This is a genomic window from Nostoc sp. (assembly GCF_036917465.1).
Classification (GTDB): domain Bacteria; phylum Cyanobacteriota; class Cyanobacteriia; order Cyanobacteriales; family Nostocaceae; genus Nostoc.
The window spans coordinates 111453-138336 of record NZ_JBALDL010000087.1 but is presented as its reverse complement, the minus strand read 5'-3'; the positions used below and the strand labels follow the sequence as shown (position 1 = coordinate 138336).

Sequence of the window (26884 nt, the reverse complement as noted above, 5' to 3'; positions counted from 1 at the left end):
GATTTTATTTTAAAACAAATGAAAGCTGTTTATATTTAGTTAATTTGATTATATCACTTTTTCGTAAATCAACTTTACGCTCTTTTACTATTTCACCTTTTCTCCAAATTTCTATTTCTTTTTCATCATTTCTAAGGCGATTTATATAAGTTGTATAATGCTCTTTACTCGCTGGGTTAAGTTCCATAGTTTGATGACAAAGCTCACGAAAAATAATTCCGTCTTGATTATTACGTATAACATTTCCCAAATGAGTATCCAATTTTTCTAAGCAGAAGTCTGAGCTATTTTTGGTAATATCAAATTTTAATTTTAGTTGGTTATCTTCATAAAAATCTGCTGTTCTAAACCCATGTCCATATAATTCAAAATAATATTGATAATCTAAGTTATTTTCTTGCCAAAAACTTTCTTTTATTACTTCTAAAGCCCTAATGTTTTGAGAAAGATGCATTAGATAATATAAAACGCTAACATTACCTCTAGGAATCATTGAAAAAGTAAATACATATTTAGACCTGCCTTTGTTTCTAAATAACCTCATGGATTCATTTCTAAGATAACACTTACCTCCTGTTGTCTCAAAACTATTGAAATTATCAAAATTATAGTATTCTTCTGCCTCTAGAATTCTGTTAAATGTATCTTTTTCTTTTCCAGACTTACCAATAACAAATCTTTTGATAAAATCAATCATATATGTGTATAGTATTTCCGATCCTCTTAAATCATTAATTTTCCTAATACTTTGCATAGAAACATCAGTCCATCCAAAGGGATCTAGAAAAAAGAACGAGTGTCCTTTGCGAATATCGATTTTGAATATAATTTCATTTACCAAGTTCTCAAATTCGCCACATATAAATTCACATTCTTCTACTAACTTTCCAACTTCGCCTTTAAATTCATGTCGTTGTCCGTTAACTAACTCGCCTAGACCAGCTTTTGGCATAGAATAATTTTTAAGACAAGCTAAATGTTCTGGCTTATTATCTATAAAAATAAATTTAACATTTAAATCATACTGGCGTTTTGATTTTTTATAGCCTGCGCGAATAGCTTCTATAATTCTAATAGGTGAGCCTTGCCATTCTGTTTTATTATCGTGGTCATAATACATACCACCTCCACAAAATCCATCAACAAAAGTAAACGTTGTTTCTCCATATCTACCTTGGCCATAAAGTGTGTAAATAAGATTTTCAAGATATGTTTCAATAATTTGATGCTTGGCTTTTGTATGAGGATTTATATCAGGAATATGGCTTCCATCAGCACTCCAAGTTGCTTGTGATTCGCTCATGTTGATTATCTCCACAGTAATATTCAATACTAATCTAAAATAAGTAGATTGAAAAGCGATCACACACGCCAAGTTCTCTAAAAAGAGCGATCGCCTACAAAATCTACACGGTGCGATCGCTCCTCCTCTTCCTCTGTGTTGTCTGCACCTAGAAAGGTTCATTAAAAAAAGCGATCGCCTGAAAAATCTCCACAGTGCGTAGGCAAAGCCCGCCGCAGGCATCGCTAAATTCTACAAGATAACTAATGTTACTTACTTTGGAAAATATGGATAAATATCTTTACGATGTAGTTAGTACACGCTGAAATATTAGTGTTTCCCCGTCAAATATAATTCCGATCAGATAATCACCTATACGAATACGATAAATATCATCATATCCTTGCAGCTTTTTGATATTAGTAATTTCTTCAAAATTAGCTATTTGTGGTATTTCTTCAAAAGCAAGTATTTTAATTACCTCGTAGTAAGATGTACTTTTGAGTGCTTTTAAATATTTAATAAAACTGGATAAATACTGGGTATTCACTCTCTTTCTAATTCGGCTAATGCTTGATTAATATTTAATGGTATTTCTTGTTGTACTTCCTTGATTGCTAATATCAAGCCTTCATCTTCAATCACTTCTAATAAGCGTAAATAGTCTTGAAAATCTATAATTACTTTACGAATATTACCTTGAGTATCTGTGATTAATTCTTCCGCAAATGGGTATTGATTGGTTTTCATTTGGGTATTAATGTTTGTAATCATAGAGAATTTGATTACTTTTACATAGTAGAAGTATAGAAGATTTTAAGTGGCGATCGCTTCGCTGCGACTTTGCGCGAAACAAAAAAGCGATCGCCTGCAAAATCTCTATAGTGCGTAGGCGAAGCCCGCCGAAGGCATCGCTCGTCTTCTTTCTCTGTGTACTCTGCGCCTCTGTGGTTCGTTAAAAAGAGGATCGCCTGAAAAATCTCTGCGATCGCCCCCCGTCTTCCTCTGTGTTCTCTGAGCCTAGAGAGATTCGTTAAAAAAGCGATCGCCTCACACAGCAGTTTTGATTTTGAGTCTTACCAAGTCCCCATGCTAAGACTTACCCTAGATTTTGATCCCCAAGCCCCAGTCTTAAAGATCAATTTAAGGCGAAGGTGGGGGCGTTCAGTGCTAATCTGAAAGGTGACATTGCTTAATTTTATGTCTTCTCCGACCTTATCTGAAATATAGCTTCACTCATTAGGCGCAGCATGGTCACAACCGCAGAAAAAACAAACATTGGCTACATTACCCAAATCATTGGCCCAGTTGTAGACGTTAAATTTCCCGGCGGGAAATTGCCACAAATCTACAACGCTTTGAAAATCAAAGGCACCAATGAAGCTGGGCAGGAAATCAACATCACCATTGAAGTACAGCAACTGCTGGGCGACAATCAGGTGCGGACTGTTGCGATGAGTTCTACCGAAGGCTTGGTGCGTGGTTTTGAAGTTACCGATACAGGCGCTCCGATCAGCGTGCCGGTTGGTAAAGCCACCTTGGGTCGAATTTTCAACGTCCTTGGCGAACCCGTGGACAACAGAGGCCCAGTAAATGCTGAAGCAACTCTACCCATCCATCGCTCGGCTCCCAAATTTACTGATCTGGAAACCAAACCCTCGGTGTTTGAAACTGGGATTAAAGTTGTTGACCTTCTGACTCCCTATCGACGCGGCGGTAAGATTGGTCTATTCGGCGGTGCTGGTGTTGGTAAAACCGTGATCATGATGGAATTGATCAACAACATCGCTACTCAGCATGGTGGAGTATCCGTATTTGCTGGCGTGGGTGAACGCACCCGTGAAGGCAATGACCTCTACAACGAAATGATGGAATCTGGGGTTATCAACAAAGACAACCTCAACGAATCAAAAATTGCTTTAGTTTACGGTCAAATGAACGAACCACCCGGAGCAAGAATGCGGGTTGGTCTTTCGGGATTGACAGTAGCAGAGTACTTCCGGGATGTGAACAAGCAGGATGTGCTGCTGTTTATTGATAATATCTTCCGGTTTGTTCAAGCAGGTTCGGAAGTATCCGCGCTATTAGGTCGGATGCCTTCTGCGGTAGGATATCAGCCCACCTTGGGAACTGACGTAGGTGAACTGCAAGAGCGGATTACCTCGACTACAGAGGGTTCCATTACCTCCATTCAGGCAGTGTACGTCCCTGCGGATGACCTCACAGACCCCGCACCTGCTACTACCTTCGCTCACTTGGACGGAACCACAGTACTGTCTCGCGGTTTGGCATCCAAGGGAATTTATCCTGCAGTTGACCCCTTGGGTTCAACTTCCACCATGCTCCAACCAAATATTGTCGGTGAAGAACACTACAATACTGCGCGGGCGGTGCAATCCACTCTGCAACGTTACAAAGAACTCCAAGATATTATCGCCATTCTCGGTTTAGATGAATTGTCTGAAGAAGACCGTCTAATCGTGGCGCGGGCGCGGAAAGTTGAGCGCTTCTTGTCTCAGCCGTTCTTTGTCGCAGAAGTATTTACCGGTTCTCCTGGTAAGTATGTAAAGTTGGAAGACACCATTAAAGGCTTCCAAAAGATTCTGTCTGGTGAATTGGATGCTTTGCCAGAACAGGCTTTCTACTTGGTTGGCGATATCAACGAAGCGATCGCCAAAGCTGAAAAAATGAAAGGTTAGTCATTAGTCAATTGGTCATTAGTCATTAGTGCGAAAAGCTAATGGCTAATGACAAAAGACAACAGACAAAGGACAAAGGACAAAGGACAAATGACATTAACCGTTCGGGTAATTTCCCCAGATAAAACAGTCTGGGATGCTCCAGCTGAAGAAGTAGTTTTGCCTAGCACCACTGGTCAACTAGGTATTTTAACTGGACATGCACCACTTTTGACTGCTCTAGATACTGGTGTCATGCGAGTCCGTGCCGCAAAAAATCAGAATTGGCAAGCGATCGCCCTTTTGGGTGGCTTTGCCGAAGTCGAAGAAAATGAAGTGACAATTCTGGTTAACGGCGCTGAACGTGGCGACAAAATTAACCTTGATGAAGCTCGTGCTGCTTACAACCAAGCAGAAGCAGGACTGAATCAAGTTCCAGGAGACGATCGCCAAGCCCAAATTAAGGCAAATCAAGCCTTCAAACGCGCCCGCGCTCGGTTTCAAGCGGCTGGTGGTTTGGTCTAATTTTACTTTCTATTTCAACTTTGTAGGTTGGGCAATGTCCAACCTACAAATTATTTATGAAGAAGAACTCAGGAGTCAGAATTCAGTATAAATTCTGTACTGATGCTAAAACTCTATCTGCAAAGGCATGGAGTATTCTGAATCCTGACTCCTTATTTATTAAATTTTAAGAAAATTACGTCAAGTTTAAGAAATCGAGTCAAGCGCTGCTGAAGTGTTAACTTAGCTAATTAATTGCCCAAATGGGCAAAGATTATGAAAAGCTTTTCATCTTTGCTTGGTACTCGTAAACAAAATAAGGTAGCTCGTTTTGCAGCCTCTATCGTAGCAACGTTAGCGATCGCTTCGCTAACGTCTTTGACGAACCCTGGTAGCATTAATGCTACTCCTGTAAAAACAACTACTGCAAAAGAAATAACTTCGGCATCAGCCCAGCTAAATCAGACTACACCAAATATTGCCCAGTTACAAACTAGCAAGACTCAATATCAAAGTGCTGGAATTGATGGTTTTGTACTGGTTCCCATCTTACTTGTCGGCGGTTTTGTCATATTCGTCCCCCTATTCTTTGGCGGACTTGTAGTTATTGGTGAACGAGAAGTCGGCATTGTCGTAAGGAAATTTACCCTTTCCGGGCGTGGACTCCCCGCCGGCAGTTTAATTGCTCTCAATGGAGAAGCTGGCTTGCAAGCAGATACTTTAGCTCCTGGTTGGCATTGGGGCTATTGGCCTTGGCAATATTCTGTAAAGAAAGAATCGGTAATTGTCGTTCCTCAAGGGGAAATCGCTTTAATTGTGGCAGCAGATGGTGCATCCAACCCACCAGAGCGGATTTTGGGTAAGATTGTCAATTGTGAAAACTTCCAAGATGCCCGAAAATTCCTTACCCAAGGTGGGGAAAAAGGGCGACAAATGAGTTTTCTCACCGCCGGGACTTACCGCATCAACACTGCGCTGTTTAAAGTGATTACAGCTGCCAATGCTACCACTCATGGTATGACTCCGCAACAACTGCATATTTATGAAATAGCAGCAGAGAAGGTTGGTATTGTTACTACTTTAGATGGTTCATCGATTGCAGCAGGTGAAATCGCTGGACACATCATCATCGGGCATGATAATTTCCAAAATGGTCAAAAATTTATCGACGCTGGGGGACAACGGGGTTTACAAGAACAGGTATTATTATCTGGTTCGTGGAACCTAAACCCTTGGTTGGTAAATATTGAACAAGTCCCAATGACTGAAATCCCTATCGGTTATGTGGGCGTGGTAATTTCTTTCGTAGGTAAAGAACACGAAGATGTGAGCGGAGCATCTTTCACCCACGGAAATTTGGTAAACCAAGGACATAAAGGCGTTTGGGTTGAGCCGTTGTATCCTGGAAAACACCCGCTCAACACTAAGGTGATGAAAATTGAGCTAGTCCCAACAACAAATATTGTCTTAAACTTTACTGAAAGGATTACCGGTAAACACGGCTATGATACAAACTTGCAGGCGTTGAAACTGCTATCCTTTGACGGTTTTAGCTTTGATTTAGAAATATTCCAAATTATCCATATTGGTGCTTCCGATGCGCCGAAGGTCATTTCCCGCTTAGGTTCGATGCAAAACGTCATCGATCAAGTTTTGCGTCCAATTGTGGGAAATTATTTCCGTAACTCGGCTCAAGAGTATACTATCTTGGATTTCTTGACTGCACGAAGCGAGCGGCAAGTTGAAGCCTCTGAATATGTTAAATCTGCCTTGCGTGCTTATGATGTGCAAGCGGTGGATTCGTTGATTGGTTTGATTACCCCACCAGACGAATTAATGCACACACTGACAGATCGTAAAATTGCTGAAGAAAAACGCAAAACTTACGAAGTTCAGCAAATGGCGCAAACCCAACGTCAGCAACTTGTTCGGGAGACAGCACTGGCTAATATTCAAGAAGAAATGGTGCAATCAGAGCAGAGTGTGGAAATTGCTAACCTGAAAGCTCAAGCCCAAATCAAACAGGCAAATGGTGAAGCGGAGGGGACAAAACTCCGAGCAATGGCGGAGGCGGAAGGCATTCGGGCTACAGGTAACGCTAAAGCTGAGACATATCAAGCTGGTGTGGAAGCCTTGGGTTCAAATGGTTATACCGCAATGCAACTAATGCAGATTATAGGCGATCGCAATGTCCGCTTAATACCAGATGTCTTAGTTAGCGGTAACGGTAGTAATAACGGCTTGGTGGATGGGTTACTATCCATGATTTTATGGAATCAAACTGGTAAGGGTGAATTGACACCAACACCTTTTCATCCACAACCAGTAGTTACCAAAGGACAACCAACCACAGAAAATGGTCTTCCACCGATAGTTGTCAATTTTCCAGATAAGTCCCATTAACCTTAAAAAGACCATTTATAACTAGAGGCACAGATCCCCGACTTCTTTAAGAAGTCGGGGATCTTTTTGTTCATAAGTCATTTAGGATTGCTATATATTTTATTGTGGATACCCTGTAAGCAAAGAAATTTTGTTGTTACAAGAACGCTATCGTTTAATTAAGCAGATTGGTAAAGGGGGATTCTGTAAAACCTTCCTCGGTGTAGATGAGGGTGAGTTTCCGCCGGTTCCTTGCGTTGTTCAAGAATTATCACTGGAATCGGAAACTTCTATAACTTTTGAGCAAAAGGCGCAAAAGTTAGAAGAATTAGGTAAACATCCGCAAATTCCGGCTTTGTTGGCTTATTTTGAGCAGAATGGGCATTTTTATTTAGTGCAAGAGTTTATTGCAGGCACTAATTTAGCTCAGGTGGTTGAAGAAGAAGGCGCTTTTAATGAAACTCAGATTTGGCAACTTTTAGAAGATGTGTTGCCAGTTTTTCAATTTATGAGCGATCGCCACATCATCCACCGCGACATTAAACCCCAGAATATCATCCGTAGATCCGCAATTACCAAAAAAGGGGATTTTGTCATAGTCGATTTTACCACCGCGAAAATCTTCACAGAAATTGATCGGCTAACATCTGAAACCAGTATGGGCAGTCCAGAATACGCTGCACCAGAACAAGCTAAAGGAAAAGCAGTTTTTGCTAGTGATTTATATAGCTTGGGCGTAACTTGTATTTACTTACTTACCCAGATTCCTCCCTTTGATTTATTTGATATTGCTAACGATTGTTGGGTTTGGCAACAATATCTTACTACCAAGGTGAGCGATATCTGGCGACAAGACTCAAAGAGTCTACGCTTAGTACAAATTCTCGACAAGCTGCTACAAAATGCTGTTAACCACCGTTTTCAATCAGCCGATGAAGTTATGCAAGCAATGGGTATGGAATATAAGACTCAAAATTTTAAATTACCAAATCCTCCTTGGCGATGCTTGCATACCCTAACTGATAATTCTGGAACATTGAGTAGTGTAAATGCCCTTGCTATCAGTCCTGACGATCATACTTTGGCCAGTGGGAGCGATCGCAAAAACATCAAATTGTGGGATTTAAATACCCAAAAAGTCCTAGCTACCTTATCAGGACACTCACACGCTGTAAAATCAGTTGCTTTCAGTCCTGATGGTCAAATTCTGGCAACTGCTAGTGACGATAAAACTATTAAATTGTGGCAGGTTGAGACATTAAAGGAAATCTCCACCTTATTGGGACACTCACACGCTGTCAAATCAGTTGCTTTTAGTCCAGATGGGCAGATTCTCGCTAGTGGTAGCTGGGATAAGACAATCAAACTCTGGGATATAAATACTGGTAGAGAAATTTGCACCATAACCGGACACCAATTACAGGTAAATTCAGTAGCATTTAGTCCCCAAGGACAGATTTTAGCCAGCGCTAGTTATGACAGAACAATTCGCCTCTGGCACATACCTGCATTAGAAAGTTTTCAAACAGAAATTCAAAACCGCCCATGCTATAGCTTGTTAAGCACCCTTTCGGGTCATGCATGGGCGGTTTTGACAGTCGCTTTTAGTCCTAATGGTCAAATTTTGGCGACGGGTAGTGATGATAACACTATTAAATTGTGGGATGTAAACACTGGTCAGCTAATTTGCACACTTGTAGGCCATTCTTGGTCTGTGGTGGCTGTGGCTTTTACTGCCGATGGCGAAACGCTCCTAAGTGCAAGTTGCGACAAAACAGTTAAACTTTGGAGGGTAAGCACAGCAGAAGAGATTGTGACTCTCTCTGGTCATGTAGACTCAGTATCTGCTGTTGCTATGAGCCAAGTTAGACAATTAATTGCAAGTGGCAGCCGGGACAAGACTATCAAACTGTGGCAGCTTGTAGAATAGCATGGGAGCTAATATTGTCATATCAGGCGCTACCTGTGAACGCAACTTCTGGAAATTTCAACTGAGCTTCTGCCATTGGACGGTTTCTGCCTTCCTCTTGCCAGTAGTTAATCACTTCTGTTGCTTTGTTAAGCAACTCAACACGATCCACGTCAGTAATCCAATGTTTGGACTCTAATTCCTTTTTTAACTCTTCCCAGGCATCATTTCTGGGCCAAAAAAAGTACTTAGTCAAGGGACTGGTGCCTTTGCCGACAATTTGATCGACTGCTAGAGCAACGTTTTCGTCTAACCACAGAATTTTCAAAATAAACTTGGTCAATCACACCTCCGGGAATTTCCGGGCATTACTTAACTAGGATAGCGATCGCTTATTTTAACGCAATACCCTATCAAATGACCAAACATTCGGGAGTAGGGAGTGGGGAGTAGGAAATTTTACTCAGTACTGTTTAGTGTTAATTTTTAATTTTTAATTCGGAGCGAAGCGACGTGACTGCCCAACTGCCCCAATCTCAAATAACATCTAGTTCAGGTTTGTATGACCAAGACTTTTACCTGTGGATTCAAACCACAGCAGAATTGCTCAAACAAGGTCGGCTTACAGAACTGGATTTAGAGAATTTAATTGAAGAAATTGAAACGATGGGCAGAAGTGAAAAACGGGCATTGGAGAGCAATCTGGAAGTTTTGCTGATGCATCTGCTTAAATACCAAATTCAAACTGAAAGGCGCTCAAAAAGTTGGCAGTACACAATTTTGGAACACCGCAGACGAGTCCAAAAGGCACTTAAAGAAAGTCCCAGTTTAAAGCCTCACTTTGATCAGGTTTTCGATGAAAGCTACCAAACCGCTAGACGACTGGCTGTAATTAAAACTGGATTAGCGATCGCTATCTTCCCAGAAAAATCTAACTTCACGCCAGAGCAAGCCCTCGACTCCGATTTTTTACCTGAATTTTAAAAAGAAAAATCAGTGGTTAGCTTCGTTTTTATGAATAATCAGTGAAAGCAAGCCAGCCACCAAGCGATCGCCTCCGTGAACTGCACAGTCTGCATTGAAAGGGCGAACTGCCTCCGTCGAGGTGTTGTTAAGGTCTGATGTAAAAGCGGTTCATCCGGGAGCCATAGAGTTTGAACGCAATGGACAGTTAGAAAGATTAGCAGCAGCTACAGTAATATGGACAACTGGGAACGCAAATCATCCAGTGATTGACTATCTCCCGATTGCGGCTCAAAACCGGGATAAACACAATCGTCTGCTGGTAAAACCCACTCTGCAACTGCCAGAATTTCCAGAGGTATTTGCGGCGCGAGATTGTGCCATCGATCCATCGAATCCCCAGCCTGTTATTGCTCAGGTTGCCTATCAACAAGGATCTGCGATCGCTCATAATATTAAGGCTATTATGTCCGAGAAATCTCCTACCCCTTAATGAACAAACCCCGGCATGAATTACGAAATCTTTTGCAAAGCGCTTAACCCATAAGTGTTTCAGCTTTTCTTAGTGCCATTTGATTTTAGCCATACAGAAGACATCTCCGATAATGAATGTAGAGACGTTATTTGTAACGTGTCTACAACGGTTTCAGGTAACGCATAATTAATTTTTGGAGATATTTATAGAGCAAGATGAATAGAATCAGATATAAAACTATTTTGCTTCCTCCCCCATGACTGAAAAAACTTTTGCAAAAGCGATCGCTATTTTCGATATTGATGGCGTTGTCCGCGATGTTAGCGGTTCCTATCGCCGAGCGATCGCAGATACTGTAGAACATTTTACTACCCAAGCATATCGCCCAACCCCACTAGATATTGACCAACTGAAGTCTGAAGGTGTGTGGAATAACGATTGGGAAGCATCACAAGAATTAATTTATCGCTACTTTGAAACCCAAAAACAAAGCCGTGAGCAACTGCAATTAGATTACAGTGCGATCGTGGCTTTTTTTCAATCCCGCTACCGAGGGACAGACCCGAATAATTTTACTGGATATATTTGTAATGAACCCTTATTATTACAACCTAGCTATTTAGAACAACTTACCGAAGCGGGGATTGCTTGGGGATTTTTTAGCGGTGCAACTCGTGCTTCTGCTAACTATGTATTGGAAAAACGGCTCGGTTTGCAATCTCCGGTGTTGATTGCGATGGAAGATGCACCAGGGAAACCAGACCCCACGGGACTTTTCGCTACAGTTCGTGAATTAGATAATGGAATTGAGCAAAAATTAGCGATCGTCTATGTGGGAGATACAGTAGCAGATATGTATACCGTCAACAAGGCACGAGATATAGATTCTTCTCGCCCTTGGATTGGTGTAGGAGTTTTACCGCCCCATGTCCAGGAAACAGCTGCGCGTAGTGATGCTTATGGTGAGACACTAATAGCAGCAGGAGCAGCAGTAGTTTTGCGTAACGTGCAAGAATTGACTCCAAAGCAGATTCAAGAATTGGTGAGTTCATCTCCCCGATCTATGTTCTAAGATTAATCAAGCTAGGGGTGCATGAATAACTTGCTGATAACAATCTTGCTTTCATCATTGGGAGATTAATAACAATGTCTGCACTAAAACTACCTAACGGCCCTAAAACTCATCCTTGGGTACAGATGTATCACTGGCTTACTAATCCCTTAGAATATATAGAAACGTGTACTAAACGTTATGGTGATATCTTCACCCTCCAGCTTGGATCAAATTTTGCTCCTCAAGTCTTCATTAGCAATCCCCAGGCAATTCAGCAGATTTTTACTACAGATCCAAAACAGTTAGACTCTGGTGAACCAGCAGGGATTAAAGCGCCTTTATTAGGACAGCAATCATTACTATCTCTAGAAGGTAAGCCTCATCAGCGACAACGAAAGTTGTTGACACCCCCTTTCCACGGGGAACGGATGCTGGCTTATGGTGAGTTAATCCGTGAAATCACAGAGCAAGCGAGTAGCCAGTGGCAGGTTGGAGAAACCTTTACAGTCCTACCGTCTATGCAAGAAATCTCTTTCCAAGTGATTTTGAAGGCTGTATTTGGTCTAGAAGATGGGCCACGTTACAAGAAACTCAACGAACTTCTAATTGCAATCCTGAATCCCAAAATCCCTCTACTAAGAACAGTTCTGCTTATTTTTCCATCACTGCGACAGGATTTAGGAGCGTGGAGTCCCTGGGGGAAATACTTGCGTTTACGGCAGCAAATCGATCAACTCATCTACGCCCAAATTCAAGAACGCAAAGCACAACCCAATCTATCTGGGACTGATATTCTATCTTTGATGATGGCTGCTCGTGATGAAGCGGGAGAGCCGATGACAGACTTGGAATTACGTGATGAACTGATGACCCTATTAGTGGCGGGTCATGAAACTACTGCAACTTCCTTATCATGGGCGCTGTACTGGATTCATCATCGGCCGGAGGTGCGGGAAAAACTGCTGCAAGAACTAGATAATTTGGGTGAAAAACCAGATGCAAATGCGATTTTCCGATTGCCTTATTTGAATGCTGTCTGTTCTGAAACACTACGTCTTTACCCAGTAGCAACCTCGGCACTCAGTCGATTAGTCAAATCACCGCTACAAATTGGGGGGTACAACTTTGAGCCTGGGACTATACTAATTCCCTCTATTTATTTGACCCATCATCGAGAAGATTTATATCCTGAGTCGAAGCAATTTAAGCCAGAGCGTTTTCTGGAAAGACAATTTTCTCAATCTGAGTATTTACCCTTTGGTGGCGGGAACCGTCGCTGTATTGGTATGGCATTTGCCTTATTTGAGATGAAGTTGGTGTTGGCAACGCTACTGTCTGGCTGGCAAATGGAACTGGCTGATAATAAACCTGTGAAGCCAGTGCGTAAGGGTTTGCTATTTAGTCCAGCAGGTGGTGTGCAGATGGTGGTAAAGGGGAAGCGGGTGCAAAATCAGCAACTACTTGAGACTCATGTACGTCTTATGTGAATTAAAAACGCCCAAGCTATAGCTTGGGTTTCAGGCTGTGATTTAGCCATGTTAACGTATTTAAGCCTTTCCAGACTCCAACTCACATAAGCCGTAATGTAGTGTAGAAAATCTGAAATGATATGAGATAGGCTGCGAACGATCGCACATAGCATTTTATCTTTGACTAGATCAACAGGTTTGCCTATATAGTAACGAGCTGTTCAATAATATCAATGGCTCGACTTGCCTCACATACCTTGCTGCGATCCATATAAGCGTTTTTTAATGCAGCTTAATTAATTCTCAAAGATGAGCAAAAAATTATACTATTTAGAGTTAAGTGAACCCGGTTTTTTCCATAAAGAATCCCAACCTAATGTATACAATAAGCTCTTAACTATACCTAAAATACCTTGGATTTGGTAACCCAAGTATGCTCGAAGTTGTAACCCTTTGATCCGGCTCTTAGGAACATAGATAAATATGGATTTGAGCATTATCCATATCCCTTGGGTGACATATGTAACATACGCAATTTCAACCCAAGTTTTGAAGAATTTAGGTTCTTTACCCCCTAACCGTAACAGTGGTTCACTATTCCAAGGATCAAAAGCTATGAACTTTGTGGAAAAATCCCAATGGGGACGGATAAAAGTTTCTCCACCCTCGTTAAGCATACAAGCGGCAAAGCTAAAGACGCTATTGCTAATACATACGATGTCACAGTTGCTCAACATGAAAAAGTCTATGTAGAACTCTATATTTAACTTTTTCATTTCTTCTGGCAAATTTACATCCAAATCTCTCGAAATCACAGGAGAAAATTTTTCAAATTCTGGAAGAATACTGTCGATATCATCGCTGCAAAGAAAGAGAACCGGATCTTCTAAATTTTCCCATATCTCATCTAGCCATTCACAATACCATTTTGCAGGAAATACTAACGTAAAACTAGCCCTAACCTCTGCAATATAATCACCTCGGCGTAAGTGAATTCCAATGATTGTTTTACCTTTAGAACGGAGAATATTTAGAGTATTGACCAACGGAATTTTTAGCTCCTGAACGGGCTGGAAAAGCGAACGAAAGTATTCCTTGTATGGCGCTAGTAAATGGGTTGGTAATTGGAAGAAACCCCAGATATCAACGTTAGCAAGACCCTCTTCTAGAGCTTCTGAACCCACATAGGAACTTTTCGCATCAGCAAGTTTTTCAAGATAAGGGATAAATTCTGGAATAATCTCAAATAAACTTTCTCTAAAATTGCAGTACTCAATTGCAGGAGGTAAGCGCTTGGAAATGGGGGCATCCTTATGTCCAAACAGAGTTTGTCCAATCCAAGGAGGAGACTCTACTCTTGCTCCATTTTTTTTTGCACAGATTCTCAGAAAAGCATACTGGAATAGCTGATTACCGAATCGCCCAAACTGTCCAAGAGAGGACATTGTTAGAACTGGCTCTGTAGCACTTATGACATCATTTGTACAAGAGTCTTTAGTATCTTCAGCATCTTGTTTGAAAGTGTCAAATACGCTAAATACCCTATCTGTTTCGCTTTTAGTGGTATATTTCAATTTTTCCATTACATTCTCTAAGGTATTACTAACTACTATTTAGCGCCAAATTCTACAGTCACTATAAAAGCTGAGAAATATCGTTATTACTTTGTTTAAGCCAAGACAGGCTTACCTGTAGATACGGCCTGCTCAATAATATCAGCAGCTCGACTTACACCTCCAGCAGCGTGAGTAGCTGCTTGTAATCTGAGTGCATTCTGTTTATAAGATTCTTCTGTCAACACTCGCCTAATGGCATTTTGCAACCTGGGAACATTCAGTTTCTTCAGGGTGACAAGCTCACCCGCCCCTGTCCAAGCAATACGCGCTGCTACTCCTGGCTGGTCATTGGCAACTGGAATTGCCACCATTGGCACGCCTTTTTTCACACATTCCATTGTTGTATTCATTCCCGCATGAGTAATCATGAGGGTGGCTTTTTCCAGCACTTCTATTTGAGGCGCATACTCAACTACTAAAGGATTTCCTGCCAAGTCTGGCAGTGATTCGGGTTTAGCAGAACCTCCCAGAGAAATCACTAACTGAGCATCCAAATCTTCACAAGCTGAAGCAATAGTCTGAAACACCCAAATCAGACGATTTTGCAATGTCCCCATCGAAGCATAAATTAACGGTTTACCCGTCAATTTTTCATAAGGGAAAGAAACAGGCACTCGACTAGCTGAAGTATGGAAACTTCCGGTGAAATGAAACCAAGGAGCTAATTCTTCTCTGGGAAATTCAAACTCAGCAGGTGCATTACTGATTTGAGCCAGTGGAGAGTAGCTATCTGCAAGACTAGAGTACAGGGGTAATTTCCACTCTCGACGATATTCATTTAGCAAATCTTCAAGTGGTTTGACGACGCTATTAAGTAAGGTGTAACCCATCTGGTTACGTAAGCGTGCCCACACAGATGGGCTATAGTTCCAAGTTGTGAAAAAAGGAGGAATGCTAGGTTCTCGATTCAGTACCACAGCGCTGCACACAGTGATGAAAGGAATTTTGAGAAACTCTGCAATTGTCCCTCCCTCTATAGAACTTTGGTTTATTAGCAACGCTTCTACACCTGCTGCTTTAATTAATGCTGGGGCATCCTGGAGTGTCACAGATGAAACACGCTTCAGCAAATCAATAGTGTATCGAAACGCAGCCAATCCCCGCAGTTGACCTAACTTGCCAAAGGTTTCTGCTGTTGAACCAGCAACAAAATCTTTTTCACCAATTGCTTGGAATTCTATTCCGGCTGCGAGTGCTTTAGATTGAGTATCGAGGCTTCCAAAGAGGGTGACGCGATGCCCACGCCGTTGAAGTTCCTGCCCCAAGGGAAGCATAGTGTTGAGGGGGCCAGTTGCTGCGCCAGGACAAATGATGCCAAAATGAGTCATAATCAATGCCTCTATTATTTGATTTTTAAGAACTTATCTAAAGCTAATACCATGCTGGGTGGCCAACGGCGGATATTTGTTACCCAGTTAATATCCTTGTAACGGCTATCTAGTCCATAAGCTGCTACCCAGTTACTCTCGGCTTCACCTTGTTCTCCATTTACCCAATATGCAGCTGTGAGGGCGGCACGCACATCAGCAAACCTGGGATATTTACGGACAATATTTCGCATCTCGCGGATTGCTTGCTCTTTTTGACCAGTTTCATAAAGAGCGAGGGCGTAGTTAGCACGGGCGAAGGCAAAATTTGGGGCTATCTCGTTAGATTTTTTGTAATCTGCGATCGCATCTTCCCACTTTCCTAAACCTGTTTTGGCATTTCCGCGATTGTTATACGCCATCGCATCATTAGGATCTAGTTCTAAGACATGATTATAATCTGCGATCGCATCGTCCCATTTTCCTAACCCTTCCAACGCCGCCCCCCGATTCAAATATGGATCGGTGACATTTGGTGCTAGTTCTATGGCTTTGTTATAATCTGCCAATGCCGCTTGTAACTTATTCTGACTCACCCGCGAATTTCCCCGATTACTCCACGCCCCCGCATTCGTCGGAAATTGCTCAATAATCTTTGTCCAGTAAGTTTCAGCCCTAGCAAAATCACCTTGATTTGTCGCTGCAAACGCTTGATTTGCCCACTCATCGCCTTGTTTTAACTGTTCTTGAGTAATATGAGATTGCGCCATGACTGGAGTACCCCAGCCAAGCACGATTAACAGACTGAGAAAAATACCAATCAACTTAATCATCTAGGTTTACCTGTATCTATTTTGAAGATGGGGAGCAAAGGGCAGGGAGCAGGAGACAGAGGAAGCAGAGGAGAAGAATTAATAACCTATGCCCAATGCCCAATATCCATAATTACAATAATGACAACTGTTCATTAGGCGGCGTGAATCCCAAATGCTTATATGCTGCCTTTGTCGCCATTCTCCCGCGATGAGTCCGAGTTAAATACCCAATCTGCATCAGGTAAGGTTCATATACCTCTTCAATTGTCTGAGTATCTTCACCCGTCGCGGCTGCCATTGTTTCTAACCCCACTGGCCCACCGTTAAATTGTTCAATTATCACACTTAGCATCTGGCGGTCTGTCCAATCTAAACCGCAGGGATCTACTTGGAATAGTTGCAATGCTTCAGATGCAATGCTTTCATTAATCTCACCAGATACTTTTACTTCCGCATAATCCCGGACTCTTTTAAGTAATCTATTCGCAATCCGTGGAGTTCCGCGTGAACGACGGGCAATTTCTGTAGCACCATCTTCTGTAACAGGGGTTTTGAGTAATTGAGCGGTTCGCAGTACAATCTTAGTCAGTTCGTCAACTTCATAAAATCGGAGTTTTTGAATTAAGCCGAAGCGATCGCGCAGTGGTGAAGTTAAAGCACCCACACGGGTTGTAGCTCCCACAAGGGTAAATTTTGACAGTGGCAGACTTCTGATTCGAGCGCTGGAACCCTTACCAATAGTAATATCTAAGCGATAATCTTCCATTGCGGGATAGAGAATTTCCTCCGTCATCCGCGAGAGGCGATGAATTTCATCCACAAATAAAATATCCCCTGGTTTCATGTTCACCAGTAGCCCGACAATATCCCGTGGCCGTTCTAGCGCTGGCGCACTGGTAATTTTGTAATTTACCCCCATCTCCGATGCTAAAATCATTGCCATTGTGGTTTTGCCCAATCCCGGCGGCCCATACAGCAGTAAGTGATCCAGTACCTCACCACGAGACTTAGCTGCTTTAATGGCAATATCTAGCACATCCTTTAAATCTTTTTGCCCAATGTAATCGGCAAATCGGTGTGGTCGAATCCCTTCTTCCTGCTGTTCTTGCTCATCAATAGCAGCTTCAGGCTTCAAAATATTTTCTGTGGATGGTGCTTTCGCCGACTCTCGACGCTGCTTTGGTTCTCCGTTGGATTCTGGAGGCTGTTTTTTCGAGGAGATTATCGCCATAATTCAGCTATCTACTTTTAAGGGACTAGGGAGTAGGGAATGGGGAGTAGGGAATGGGGAGTAGGGAGTGGGGAAGCAGAGGGGCAAAGGGGCAGAGGAGAATAACCAATGCCCAATGCCCAATGCCCAATTCCCGTAAAAATTTTCGTTTGGAAATACCCACGCCAATTTAAAATTTAAATTCCGGTCAATTATCCAGAAGTACAAAAGTTATTATGTTATCTAAAAGAATCTTACCGTGCTTAGATGTGAACGCGGGACGGGTTGTAAAAGGAGTTAACTTTGTCAATCTCCAAGATGCGGGCGATCCAGTGGAGTTGGCCAAGGTTTACAACGAAGCCGGTGCTGATGAGTTAGTATTTCTGGATATTACAGCTACTCATGAAGATCGAGCTACTATTTTGGATGTCGTCTACCGGACTGCTGAACAGGTCTTTATTCCATTGACTGTGGGGGGTGGCATTCAATCCTTAGAAAATGTTAAAGCTTTGTTACGAGCCGGCGCAGATAAGGTTAGTATTAATTCTGCGGCGGTGCGTGATCCAGACTTAATTAATCGAGCTAGCGATCGCTTTGGTAATCAGTGCATAGTTGTTGCTATTGATGCCAGACGCAGAAATAACCCGGAAAATCCAGGGTGGGATGTGTATGTGCGGGGTGGCAGAGAAAATACAGGCTTAGATGCCCTATTGTGGGCACAGGAAGTTGAAAAGCGCGGGGCTGGAGAACTTCTAGTAACAAGTATGGATGCTGATGGAACCCAAGCCGGGTATGACATCGAGATCACACGGGCTATTGCAAACGCTGTAGAAATTCCAGTTATTGCTTCTGGTGGTGCAGGTAATTGTGAACATATCTACACCGCTCTAACCGAAGGCAAGGCTGAAGCAGCATTACTGGCATCTCTATTACATTACGGACAATTAACCGTAGCAGAAATCAAAAATTATTTGCGCGATCGCAATGTGCCAGTAAGAACGTTATTTTGATCCACAATTTTCTAGCGAATGGCATCTATCTGAAGTTAGACGCACTTCTCAAAAAGGGTGTTAATATTATTTTACAAGTATTAACAAATATTAAAAATATGTTGCTTCCTATTTTACTTTTTGATGTAGCTCTGGTAGCGTGGTCGCTGCACTTAATGGAAAAAGCCTACGAGAGTAAAGAATTTTCTCTAATGTTGGCTGGTACATTGGTTGCTCTGGCTGCTGCTGCTATGTTAGTAGTTTACTTTTTAATGGGGCATTGTATGACCTATTTGTTGCAAGTCTCGTTGTAATGCCTGAGTTGTAGAGGAGATATTTAAAATTTAGTTTCCATAAAAGCTTGACAAAATACTAACAATTAAGCCATTGTATATAATGGATTTCAAGGGGTTATAGCGCAGTTGGTAGCGCACCTCAATGGCATTGAGGGGGTCAGCGGTTCGAATCCGCTTAGCTCCATTACTATCACTCCAAAGCACGTTAAGAAGTGTGTCATGTATTGTTGTATAAGCTGCTTGCTCAAAACTATTGAGGCGATCGCTAGTTGTGGAAATTAAATGCACGACACATATCATGTCCGCTTGATTACTTATTAAACCCAAAGAACCCCACCCCGCTTGCGGGGTGGCGAGACACCCATCCTACAATAAATAGTTGGATATTAATTTTCAGCTATTTTACTGGGTTAGGACGATCGCCTTTTGGAGGATTAGCAGGGACTCCCAAGGCATTCTTTAACTGTTGTTCAGTAACTCCTAACTTTGCCGCAGCTGCTGCAAAATCAGGACGAGGTGGACGCTGATTGCGATCGCCTGTTGGAGGATTAGCAGGGACTCCCAAGGCATTCTTTAACTGTTGTTCAGTAACTCCTAACTTTGTCGCAGCTGCTGCAAAATCAGGACGGGGTAGACGCTGATTGCGATCGCCTGTTGGAGAATTAGCAGGGACTCCCAAGGCATTCTTTAACTGTTGTTCAGTAACTCCTAACTTTGTCGCAGCTGCTGCAAAGTTAGGACGGGGTGGGCGCTGCTGATTGCGATCGCCGCTTGGAGGATTAGCAGGGACTCCCAAGGCATTCTTTAACTGTTGCTCAGTAACTCCTAATTTCGCCGCAGCCGCCGCAAAATCAGGACGAGGTGGGCGCTGTTCTCCCTCTGGTGGTTGGTTAGGCGGTTGTTGCGCCTGTGCAATTTGAGGGAATTGATTAGCGGCATAAGCCTGATTGAGTGAAATAAAACCAAATGTGCCAACCAGAACTGGAATTGCTGTTGCAACTAGTATTTTACGAATATTCATGCTCGTTTTCCTAAAGATAGATCGTTTACATTTCTGATTCAACCGAACCCAAATTACAGTTTACCCTGGTTGTAAATTATAATTTTGTAATTTTAAAGAAGAAAGGGGGCTGCAATTAACGGTTATTGCGTTCTACACGATTTTGAACCGCGTCCTGATTATGATTTTGGGGATGTTGGTGAGGATGTTTTTTCTGATTTAGACGGGGTTTAGAATGTCTAACCTGTGGCTTTTTATCAGATATTTCTGGTCTTTGAGGCTGTTGAGAAATCTGGGCATTCCGATTGGATGGATTAGCAGCATAAGCCTGATTGGGTGTAACAAAACCGAATGTACCAATCAACGATCGCATCACCAGAGAAGTCACTTGCGATCGCCAGGCGATAGAACTCACCTCCCGCGAGTTTAATCTTTTGGAGTATCTCATGCGCTCTCCCGGACGGGTTTTCACTCGCACCCAAATTCTGGAGCATGTTCGGGGCTATGACTTTAACCCCAACACCAACGTCGTAGATGTTTGTATCCAGCGAATTCGTAAAAAAATTGACCCCATTAATGAAGCAGTCTGAATTGAAAGCATTCGAGGGGTTGGATATCGGTTTCGCAAACCAGAGTCTAGCTCTTAAACAATTCGTAATTCGTAATTGTGTTTTGTGAGGAGGATTTAAACCTCGACAAACATACAAGCCGTTTATATAAATGGGAGTATCATATAAAATCCAGTAGCATTTGAATGATTACAAAACCGCAGAGACGCTGAGGAATAATTCCAATACAAACAGATTTGATATCAATCCTTAATTTAATTACGAATTACGAATTACGAATTAGTAATTATGATAAAGTTCCCTTCCTTTCGGCTGCGAATTGCCCTATTGTCTGCGGCTCTAGCTGGAACCACATTAGTAGGGTTTGGTGCAGTCTCCTGGTTTCAAATTTACAATGCTAAAATCAGCCGTCTTGATGCAGAACTGTTAAATCACTTGATGGGGGCAACTCCAAACTTGCCACGACTGGAGGAACTTTCTGAACTTCTACGCAAACAAAACCAACCCTCACGATGGAAATTTTACGAAGACTCATTATCTGATGCCTTCGGAACCAATACAAAAACCCCCATTGCCCTACTGGTGATTGATGCAAACGGGAACATAGTTTATCAATCAAACTCCCTATCTGCCGACGTTGAGGTGAATCGTCTGCTACTTGAGCGTCTTAAGTTGATACCTTTCTCACCATCCCCGCAGACAGAACCACCGCCACCCTTTCTTCGTCCACGCCCATCTCAACGAAGTGACAGAATTTAGATAAGTTCGGTTTTGGGTTGTAATTCTCACAAATCAAATAGGATTGCTATATATGAAAGAGCAATTTTCAAATGACTATTTACTTTTATAAGGTTTGGCAGCCTTATGGCTGTTTTTCTAACTTTTCTGCTCACGAAATCCACATCCAGGGTACTTACTGGGCAACGGTTGAGCATTATTATCAAGCGCAAAAGTTTGTTGGCAGCAAAGATGCGGCAATTATACGCCTTATCCATGCCGTCGCCACCCCAGAAGAGGCTGCCGCTTTGGGAAGATGTAGCACTCGCCAACTTCGTAAAGACTGGGATTTAGTCAAAACGCAAATTATGCGAGAAGCTGTACTTAAAAAGTTTCTTACTCATGCTGATATTAGAGAAGTTCTACTGAAGACAGGTGATGAGCTTTTGGTCGAAAACTCCCCAACCGATTCTTTTTGGGGCTGTGGTGCTAATAAAGCCGGTCAAAACTATCTTGGTAAAACTCTCATGAGTGTACGTGAAGAAATCCGTAATTTACTATCTTTAACGGGAATTCACGAATAATTTCATCAAAATAGTTACATTCAACATAAAATCAGCAATTAAACGGAGAATAGGACAATTTACACTTAAAATTATTGAAAATTCGTCACTAATTCAATATAATTCGGTTCAAAATTCAACCTAATTAACCATATCTATAAAGAAAAAATAGCCTTATAGTTATTATTTATATGATAATCAAAACCATTATTTAGTAAGATTTTAAATGCTTTAAAAACTGGCTATTTTCATAAATTAGCCATTATTCTATCGATAAAATTCACAAGATTGAGAATAGACGATGTAGATTTAAGGCTTCGCAATTTGCGATCGCGATCGCTATTGCAAATCTTAAAAAATATCCGGCTAATATATAGCTTTTAAGGAAAACTAAACTAGTGGATTTTTGGGGAATCTTCCAGGGCAAAAATTGTAAAAAATATTTTTAGTTTTAGGCGATGACGAAGGCACTATTTAAGTAATAATACTGAAATAATTTACTGAGTGAGAATATAAAATCAATAAGGTGTCAATGATTAAATTTTTCTTTATTGTCTACTTGAGAGGATGTTGGAAAAGTGACGACTGATCTAGCAAGCGGTTTGATATCTTCCTAAATCAACTTTTTAAGGACTAGTAGCGCAAGGCGGAATTCAAAATTCAAAATTCAAAATGAATACAGGGTGAGCGTTCTATTGATTTGGAATGGGTAGTTTATTTACGCCGTGCTGTACTAGGGATATCAAACAAAATATCTAATAGTTTTCAAATATCCTCTGATCTCTTTCTAAAAATATTTGCAATAAATGTATGCTTATGGCAAAACATTTATAGCAAGAATTTATTGAAAATGGAATGAAAATCAAGGCATTGGCAGTTGAAATTTATCATTAGGGACAACTTATAAAAAAACTATACTTCAGTCATACTGTATATAAGCAATGACATCTATCGAGAAATCAAACCCGTTACAGCAAAACTCAGACCAAGAAAGCTTGCTGCATCGGATGATCAAACAGATTAGGCGATCGCTCAATCTTCCAGAAATATTAACAACTACGGTTACAGAAGTACGGTTATTTTTACGTGCAGATCGAGTTAAAGTATATCGGTTTGATACTGATGGTAGTGGTGAAGTCATCGCTGAATCTATTCATGACCAGCGTTTGCCATCCTTGTTGGGGTTGCGCTTCCCAGTTCATGATATCCCCAAAGCGGTCAGAGAGATGTTTTTGTTAGTGGGGCAACGTTCGATTGTCGATGTCGCAAACGAGAAAATCGGGCTATCACCTATACAATCAACAGAAACTGGCAAACGCCTACAAACTAATATCCACTATCGGCAAGTAGATCCATGTCATATTCAATACTTGAAGGCAATGGGGGTGCAATCTTCCTTAGTAGTGCCAATTTTAGATTGCGATCCACAAGAACAATTGGCAAAGCCTAAATTGTGGGGATTGTTGGTATCTCACCACACCGAACCGCGAAAGATTTTGAAGCGGGAAATAAAAGTATTGCAGCAAGTTGCCGATCAGGTTGCGATCGCGATCGCTCAAAGTAATCTACTCACCGAAGCCCTTAACCAGCAAAAGCGAGAAGCAATTGTTAACAGAGTCACCACACTATTGCATAAACTACCAACAGTTGAATTGCAGGCAGCTATAGAAGAAGTTATTAGCGCATTTAGTGGAGTAGGTGGCAGGCTTTATATTGAACAGAGTCGGGAACTATACACCTGGGGCGATCAACCCACACTACCCTACGAATTAGATAACAGCATTATTGAACAGCATCCTACATGGCAAAAGTGGATGCTTGAGTGTAAACCAGGTAATATTTGGGCAAGTTCTGACCTCTATAAAGAACCGCATTTGCGAGTTTTGGCTTTAGCATTCCGTTCTACTCAAATTCGCGGACTGATGGTCATTCCCCTACATTACCGAGAAAAATTTATCGGTGTATTAAGCATTTTTCGCGCTGAATTTGAAACCGAGATATTGTGGGCGGGACGATGTGACGCGAATCGGCGACAACTGTTACCCCAGCTTTCCTTTGAAGTTTGGCGAGAACAAAAAAAGGGGCAAGCGCCTGAGTGGAAGCCGGAAGATATGGCATTGGCCCAAGCCTTGTACGATCATTTTTCAATGGCAATTCAGCAGCAGCAAATGTATAAAGAGGTACAAGTCCTGAATGGCAACTTAGAACTGCGGGTGCAAGAAAAAACTGCTGAACTCGAAAAATCATTACTAATCACCAAGGTAATCAAGCAAATCACAGAGCAGATTCGCCGCACGTTAGACTTGCAGACAACCCTGCAAACTATTGTCCGGGAAGTTCGCCCACTGCTAAATTCAGACCGCGTGGTGATTTTCCAACTGAGCAGTAAATCGGTCATTGTGGAAGAGATTAATGGCAGTTGGCAGTCAGTTTTGGGACTGAATGCACCACTGGAATGCTTTCCTAATGACTATAAACATTTATACTCTAAGGGTAGGATACGGTCACTGAACAACGTTTCAACCGATTCTTTAAGTGATTGTCATCGAGAGTTTTTACAAAATCTGCAAATTCAAGCAAGCTTAACAGTTCCGATTAATATAGGTATAGAAGTATGGGGCTTACTAATTGTCCATGAATGTAGCGCTCCCAGAACTTGGCAGGATGCAGAAATTGATTTATTGCAACAGTTAGGAGATCAGGCTGCGATCGCTATTCAACAAGCACAACTCTACGAACAAACCTATAATGCCGAAACTGAAGCCAGAAATCAAGCTGCACAGTTAGAGCACACTCTACATAAATTGCAAGAAACACAGACAAGATTGGTTCAAACCGAAAAAATGTTTGGCTTAGGACAGTTAGTGGCCGGTATCGCCCACGAAATCAACAATCCTGTTAACTTTATCTACGGTAATCTCTGCCACACCAGTGACTACATCGAACAATTACTAGAAATTTTACGCCTCTACCAGCTACACTATCCCGATCCTCATAGTGAAATTAGCGATGCGATCGCTTCAATTGATTTTGAATTTTTAATAGAAGACCTCCCAAGAATCATTACCTCAATGCAAGTAGGAAGCGATCGCATCCGTTCAATAGTGCTATCGTTACGCAATTTTTCTCGCTTGGATGAGGCTGAAAACAAGCGCGTTGACTTGCATGAAGGTATTGACAACACCTTATTAATTTTGCAATATCAACTGACATCAAAGGGCGCATTTCCAGGCATTCAGGTAATCAAAGATTATGGCAATATCCCAATGGTAGAATGCTATGCTGGTCAAATGAATCAGGTATTCATGAATATTTTCAGCAATGCCATCGATGCTTTAGAAATGGGGAATGGGGAATGGGGAATGGGGGCTGGTAACTGGGGAATAGTGAATGAGAACAAGGAAGATAAAAAGGATAAGCCATACTCAATGCCTACTATCCACATTTCCACTAGAATCTCAACAGATAACTCTCGTTTATTGATTCGGATTAGTGACAATGGCCCTGGAATGACTCTAGAAGTGAAAAAGCGAATTTTTGACCCGTTTTTTACTACCAAATCTGTGGGTAAGGGTACAGGACTCGGATTAGCAATCAGCTATCAGATTATTGTCGAAAAACATGGTGGAATAATGGAATGCATTTCAGAACCTGGCAAAGGTACAGAGTTCTGGATTGAAATTCCTGTCAAACCTCCAGCTAAAATAGATCGCTAAAAGTAGAAGGAACAATTTTCTACCTTATTTTCAGAATGTTAGTTTCAAAACTTAAAATCTCAATTAGTAATTATTTTATTCATCCAAAAGGGTGATGATATTTTATTTAAAATAGACTACACAAAAGATTTAGAAATTATCCCGTTACTGTAATTACAAATACTTTAAAAGTAAAGTTTCGTTGCAAAAAAAATACCTCCCATTTAGAAGTGATAATCTAAAAATTGAAGCTAAGAAACAAGCTTACCTGGCAGATATAACAGCTGCATTTGGAATCATAGTAAGAGGTAAAAGACGCTGTTTAACTTACATCTGTCTCGTCAAAACACAGCAACACCCAACACGAAAACTGCTATTTCCTCAAATGTGGAAGACTAGGGGGCGCTGTAACTAGTTTTCATAACTTGTTTACACAAGTAATGAAAGTTAGTACATCCCTGTATCTGATAAACAACGAGAGAAGATAGTTCAGCGACTAGAGGTTTGGGTGTTGTTGTGTTTAAAGAGAAATCTAAGATATAGGCTTATATTGGTGTTAGATTATACTAAGTTAAATAGTGAAAAATAGTTTAAATAGCGCCTTATGTCAATTATTGCGCTCAGAGCGTGGTATCTACAAGATTACGAGCCGATTCCAGAACTGGAAAAACGTCCGCCAGACATTCGCTTAAGCAAAAAAAGCCTGTTGAGATCGGCATTGCGAGCAGACTTTTTGGAAGAAAGCGACGAAGTTAAGAAATCAACTTGGTTTGGGCGCTATCTAGAAGGGGAAAATATTGAATTTTATATTGAAGGTAGTGGTGGCTATTGCGTCGCCAACATTGACTTAATTAGTCACGAAATTTATTTTACCAAACAAGCATTGTTGGCTCAGTTAGAACCAACGATTTTTTTATCCTATCAAACTGAGTATGTGGCAGCGACGAATGCTTTAAGAGAAGAACTACGAAAAAGTTTGGAAAGTTTAAACTTGCGATCGCGCCTTCCTCTAACATTAGTAGAATCCTCTCGTCCCAGTGGTGCGGCCGTCCGCATTAACCGCACGATTATGCGAAAAATCCGTAGGAGTTTGTTGTTTATCGCTGACACCACACCTATCGCTAGTATTGACGGTAAAGAAACCCCCCAACTAATTCCCAGTCCCAATGTCTGTATTGAGATTGGCTATGCCATCCAAAGTAAGCGATCTGAACAGATTGTACTAGCGCAAATGCAACGTCCAGACATTGAAGGGCAATTTCCCTTCGACTTACCCACACAGCAAATTTTGCAATTTCAAGACACCACAGAACTAAATAAAATCCTCACAGGAACAATTCAGAACCAGCTAGCCCGATTTAAATTGTTTTATTGAGCAATCAGTAAACAGT

The 26884-nt window shown here is 41.5% G+C and carries 23 protein-coding genes, 1 tRNA gene and 1 pseudogene; 16 read left to right on the top strand and 9 right to left on the bottom strand.

The features are described from left to right. Positions 1 to 4: 4 nt before the first annotated feature. The gene (gene tcmP / locus V7K38_RS22815) at positions 5 to 1303 is read right to left on the bottom strand and encodes a three-Cys-motif partner protein TcmP (RefSeq protein WP_334860914.1); all 1299 of its coding nucleotides are present in this window, start codon (positions 1301 to 1303) and stop codon (positions 5 to 7) included. Positions 1304 to 1828: 525 nt separating this feature from the next. Beyond that, positions 1829 to 2032, bottom strand: coding sequence for a hypothetical protein (locus V7K38_RS22810; RefSeq protein WP_334860912.1), 204 nt, complete (start codon positions 2030 to 2032; stop codon positions 1829 to 1831). A gap of 500 nt (positions 2033 to 2532) precedes the next feature. On the opposite strand from V7K38_RS22810, the gene atpD reads away from it, so the two are divergent. From atpD to V7K38_RS22790, 4 genes are all read left to right on the top strand, one after another. Then, complete coding sequence (atpD, locus tag V7K38_RS22805; protein WP_334860910.1) at positions 2533 to 3981, top strand: F0F1 ATP synthase subunit beta; 1449 nt, start codon at positions 2533 to 2535, stop codon at positions 3979 to 3981. 90 nt (positions 3982 to 4071) lie between these two features. Then, a complete protein-coding gene (atpC, locus tag V7K38_RS22800) occupies positions 4072 to 4485 on the top strand; it encodes an ATP synthase F1 subunit epsilon (RefSeq protein WP_334860908.1) in 414 nt (137 codons plus the stop codon). Between the two features lie 255 nt (positions 4486 to 4740). Then, positions 4741 to 6867, top strand: coding sequence for a flotillin family protein (locus V7K38_RS22795; RefSeq protein WP_334860906.1), 2127 nt, complete (start codon positions 4741 to 4743; stop codon positions 6865 to 6867). A gap of 130 nt (positions 6868 to 6997) precedes the next feature. Continuing rightward, on the top strand, positions 6998 to 8776 hold the full coding sequence (locus V7K38_RS22790) for a serine/threonine-protein kinase (RefSeq protein WP_334860904.1): 1779 nt from the start codon (positions 6998 to 7000) through the stop codon (positions 8774 to 8776). A 22-nt stretch (positions 8777 to 8798) separates the two neighbouring features. Here the strand turns inward: V7K38_RS22790 and V7K38_RS22785 are convergent, their stop codons facing one another. Beyond that, on the bottom strand, positions 8799 to 9098 hold the full coding sequence (locus V7K38_RS22785) for a 30S ribosomal protein PSRP-3 (protein ID WP_069071048.1): 300 nt from the start codon (positions 9096 to 9098) through the stop codon (positions 8799 to 8801). 170 nt (positions 9099 to 9268) lie between these two features. Here V7K38_RS22785 and V7K38_RS22780 point away from each other — a divergent pair, with 170 nt between their 5' ends. The 4 genes from V7K38_RS22780 to V7K38_RS22765 all read left to right on the top strand — a co-directional run bounded on the left by V7K38_RS22780 (position 9269) and on the right by V7K38_RS22765 (position 12734). Beyond that, positions 9269 to 9739: a DUF29 domain-containing protein gene (locus V7K38_RS22780; protein WP_334860902.1), complete on the top strand. Its 471-nt coding sequence runs from the start codon at positions 9269 to 9271 to the stop codon at positions 9737 to 9739. A gap of 94 nt (positions 9740 to 9833) precedes the next feature. Beyond that, positions 9834 to 10211, top strand: coding sequence for a hypothetical protein (locus V7K38_RS22775; protein ID WP_334860900.1), 378 nt, complete (start codon positions 9834 to 9836; stop codon positions 10209 to 10211). 238 nt (positions 10212 to 10449) lie between these two features. Then, positions 10450 to 11265 (top strand): TIGR01548 family HAD-type hydrolase, encoded by an 816-nt coding sequence (locus V7K38_RS22770; protein WP_334860898.1) that lies wholly within the window; start codon positions 10450 to 10452, stop codon positions 11263 to 11265. A gap of 74 nt (positions 11266 to 11339) precedes the next feature. After that, on the top strand, positions 11340 to 12734 hold the full coding sequence (locus V7K38_RS22765; protein ID WP_334860896.1) for a cytochrome P450: 1395 nt from the start codon (positions 11340 to 11342) through the stop codon (positions 12732 to 12734). A gap of 308 nt (positions 12735 to 13042) precedes the next feature. On the opposite strand, the gene V7K38_RS22760 is transcribed toward V7K38_RS22765, so the two are convergent. The 4 genes from V7K38_RS22760 to ruvB form a co-directional block, all read right to left on the bottom strand. Then, positions 13043 to 14299, bottom strand: a complete 1257-nt coding sequence (locus tag V7K38_RS22760; protein ID WP_334860894.1) for an alpha-1,2-fucosyltransferase — start codon at positions 14297 to 14299, stop codon at positions 13043 to 13045. 86 nt (positions 14300 to 14385) lie between these two features. Beyond that, positions 14386 to 15660, bottom strand: a complete 1275-nt coding sequence (locus V7K38_RS22755; RefSeq protein WP_334860892.1) for a glycosyltransferase — start codon at positions 15658 to 15660, stop codon at positions 14386 to 14388. Positions 15661 to 15674: 14 nt separating this feature from the next. Then, positions 15675 to 16472: a tetratricopeptide repeat protein gene (locus tag V7K38_RS22750; RefSeq protein WP_334860890.1), complete on the bottom strand. Its 798-nt coding sequence runs from the start codon at positions 16470 to 16472 to the stop codon at positions 15675 to 15677. Positions 16473 to 16584: 112 nt separating this feature from the next. Next, positions 16585 to 17685, bottom strand: a complete 1101-nt coding sequence (gene ruvB, locus V7K38_RS22745) for a Holliday junction branch migration DNA helicase RuvB (protein ID WP_334860888.1) — start codon at positions 17683 to 17685, stop codon at positions 16585 to 16587. A 215-nt stretch (positions 17686 to 17900) separates the two neighbouring features. Here ruvB and hisF point away from each other — a divergent pair, with 215 nt between their 5' ends. From hisF to V7K38_RS22730, 3 genes are all read left to right on the top strand, one after another. Next, positions 17901 to 18674, top strand: coding sequence for an imidazole glycerol phosphate synthase subunit HisF (gene hisF / locus V7K38_RS22740; RefSeq protein WP_334860885.1), 774 nt, complete (start codon positions 17901 to 17903; stop codon positions 18672 to 18674). 98 nt (positions 18675 to 18772) lie between these two features. Beyond that, positions 18773 to 18967, top strand: coding sequence for a hypothetical protein (locus tag V7K38_RS22735; RefSeq protein WP_012410736.1), 195 nt, complete (start codon positions 18773 to 18775; stop codon positions 18965 to 18967). Between the two features lie 93 nt (positions 18968 to 19060). After that, positions 19061 to 19133, top strand: a tRNA-Ala gene (locus V7K38_RS22730). A gap of 213 nt (positions 19134 to 19346) precedes the next feature. Here V7K38_RS22730 and V7K38_RS22725 read toward each other — a convergent pair. Continuing rightward, the gene (locus V7K38_RS22725) at positions 19347 to 19970 is read right to left on the bottom strand and encodes a hypothetical protein (RefSeq protein ID WP_334860883.1); all 624 of its coding nucleotides are present in this window, start codon (positions 19968 to 19970) and stop codon (positions 19347 to 19349) included. 115 nt (positions 19971 to 20085) lie between these two features. Further along, a complete protein-coding gene (locus V7K38_RS22720) occupies positions 20086 to 20397 on the bottom strand; it encodes a hypothetical protein (protein ID WP_334861055.1) in 312 nt (103 codons plus the stop codon). Between V7K38_RS22720 and V7K38_RS22715 the strand changes: the two are divergent. The 5 genes and pseudogenes from V7K38_RS22715 to V7K38_RS22695 form a co-directional block, all read left to right on the top strand. Then, positions 20315 to 20539 (top strand): annotated as a pseudogene (locus tag V7K38_RS22715) (winged helix-turn-helix domain-containing protein); the annotation flags it as partial. The gene V7K38_RS22720 and the pseudogene V7K38_RS22715 sit on opposite strands and share 83 nt — an antisense overlap. 267 nt (positions 20540 to 20806) lie before the next feature. Continuing rightward, complete coding sequence (locus V7K38_RS22710) at positions 20807 to 21277, top strand: hypothetical protein (protein ID WP_334860881.1); 471 nt, start codon at positions 20807 to 20809, stop codon at positions 21275 to 21277. A gap of 71 nt (positions 21278 to 21348) precedes the next feature. After that, positions 21349 to 21819 carry an N-glycosidase gene (locus V7K38_RS22705; RefSeq protein ID WP_334860879.1) on the top strand — a complete coding sequence of 157 codons (471 nt, stop codon included), beginning with the start codon at positions 21349 to 21351 and terminating at the stop codon, positions 21817 to 21819. A gap of 920 nt (positions 21820 to 22739) precedes the next feature. After that, the gene (locus V7K38_RS22700; protein ID WP_334860877.1) at positions 22740 to 25514 is read left to right on the top strand and encodes a GAF domain-containing protein; all 2775 of its coding nucleotides are present in this window, start codon (positions 22740 to 22742) and stop codon (positions 25512 to 25514) included. 583 nt (positions 25515 to 26097) lie between these two features. After that, positions 26098 to 26868: a hypothetical protein gene (locus tag V7K38_RS22695; RefSeq protein WP_334860875.1), complete on the top strand. Its 771-nt coding sequence runs from the start codon at positions 26098 to 26100 to the stop codon at positions 26866 to 26868. The last annotated feature ends 16 nt before the right edge of the window (positions 26869 to 26884 follow it).

Bases quoted from the DNA above. Each gene is read 5' to 3' on its own strand.
- V7K38_RS22750 (WP_334860890.1), bottom strand. From the start codon at position 16,472: ATGATTAAGTTGATTGGTATTTTTCTCAGTCTGTTAATCGTGCTTGGC.
- ruvB (WP_334860888.1), bottom strand. From the start codon at position 17,685: ATGGCGATAATCTCCTCGAAAAAACAGCCTCCAGAATCCAACGGAGAA.
- V7K38_RS22705 (WP_334860879.1), top strand. From the start codon at position 21,349: ATGACTATTTACTTTTATAAGGTTTGGCAGCCTTATGGCTGTTTTTCT.
- atpD (WP_334860910.1), top strand. From the start codon at position 2,533: ATGGTCACAACCGCAGAAAAAACAAACATTGGCTACATTACCCAAATC.
- V7K38_RS22810 (WP_334860912.1), bottom strand. From the start codon at position 2,032: ATGAAAACCAATCAATACCCATTTGCGGAAGAATTAATCACAGATACT.
- atpC (WP_334860908.1), top strand. From the start codon at position 4,072: ATGACATTAACCGTTCGGGTAATTTCCCCAGATAAAACAGTCTGGGAT.
- V7K38_RS22755 (WP_334860892.1), bottom strand. From the start codon at position 15,660: ATGACTCATTTTGGCATCATTTGTCCTGGCGCAGCAACTGGCCCCCTC.
- V7K38_RS22795 (WP_334860906.1), top strand. From the start codon at position 4,741: ATGAAAAGCTTTTCATCTTTGCTTGGTACTCGTAAACAAAATAAGGTA.
- V7K38_RS22700 (WP_334860877.1), top strand. From the start codon at position 22,740: ATGACATCTATCGAGAAATCAAACCCGTTACAGCAAAACTCAGACCAA.
- V7K38_RS22725 (WP_334860883.1), bottom strand. From the start codon at position 19,970: ATGAATATTCGTAAAATACTAGTTGCAACAGCAATTCCAGTTCTGGTT.
- V7K38_RS22695 (WP_334860875.1), top strand. From the start codon at position 26,098: ATGTCAATTATTGCGCTCAGAGCGTGGTATCTACAAGATTACGAGCCG.
- V7K38_RS22760 (WP_334860894.1), bottom strand. From the start codon at position 14,299: ATGGAAAAATTGAAATATACCACTAAAAGCGAAACAGATAGGGTATTT.
- hisF (WP_334860885.1), top strand. From the start codon at position 17,901: ATGTTATCTAAAAGAATCTTACCGTGCTTAGATGTGAACGCGGGACGG.
- V7K38_RS22770 (WP_334860898.1), top strand. From the start codon at position 10,450: ATGACTGAAAAAACTTTTGCAAAAGCGATCGCTATTTTCGATATTGAT.
- V7K38_RS22720 (WP_334861055.1), bottom strand. From the start codon at position 20,397: ATGAGATACTCCAAAAGATTAAACTCGCGGGAGGTGAGTTCTATCGCC.
- V7K38_RS22765 (WP_334860896.1), top strand. From the start codon at position 11,340: ATGTCTGCACTAAAACTACCTAACGGCCCTAAAACTCATCCTTGGGTA.
- V7K38_RS22735 (WP_012410736.1), top strand. From the start codon at position 18,773: ATGTTGCTTCCTATTTTACTTTTTGATGTAGCTCTGGTAGCGTGGTCG.
- V7K38_RS22710 (WP_334860881.1), top strand. From the start codon at position 20,807: ATGATAAAGTTCCCTTCCTTTCGGCTGCGAATTGCCCTATTGTCTGCG.
- tcmP (WP_334860914.1), bottom strand. From the start codon at position 1,303: ATGAGCGAATCACAAGCAACTTGGAGTGCTGATGGAAGCCATATTCCT.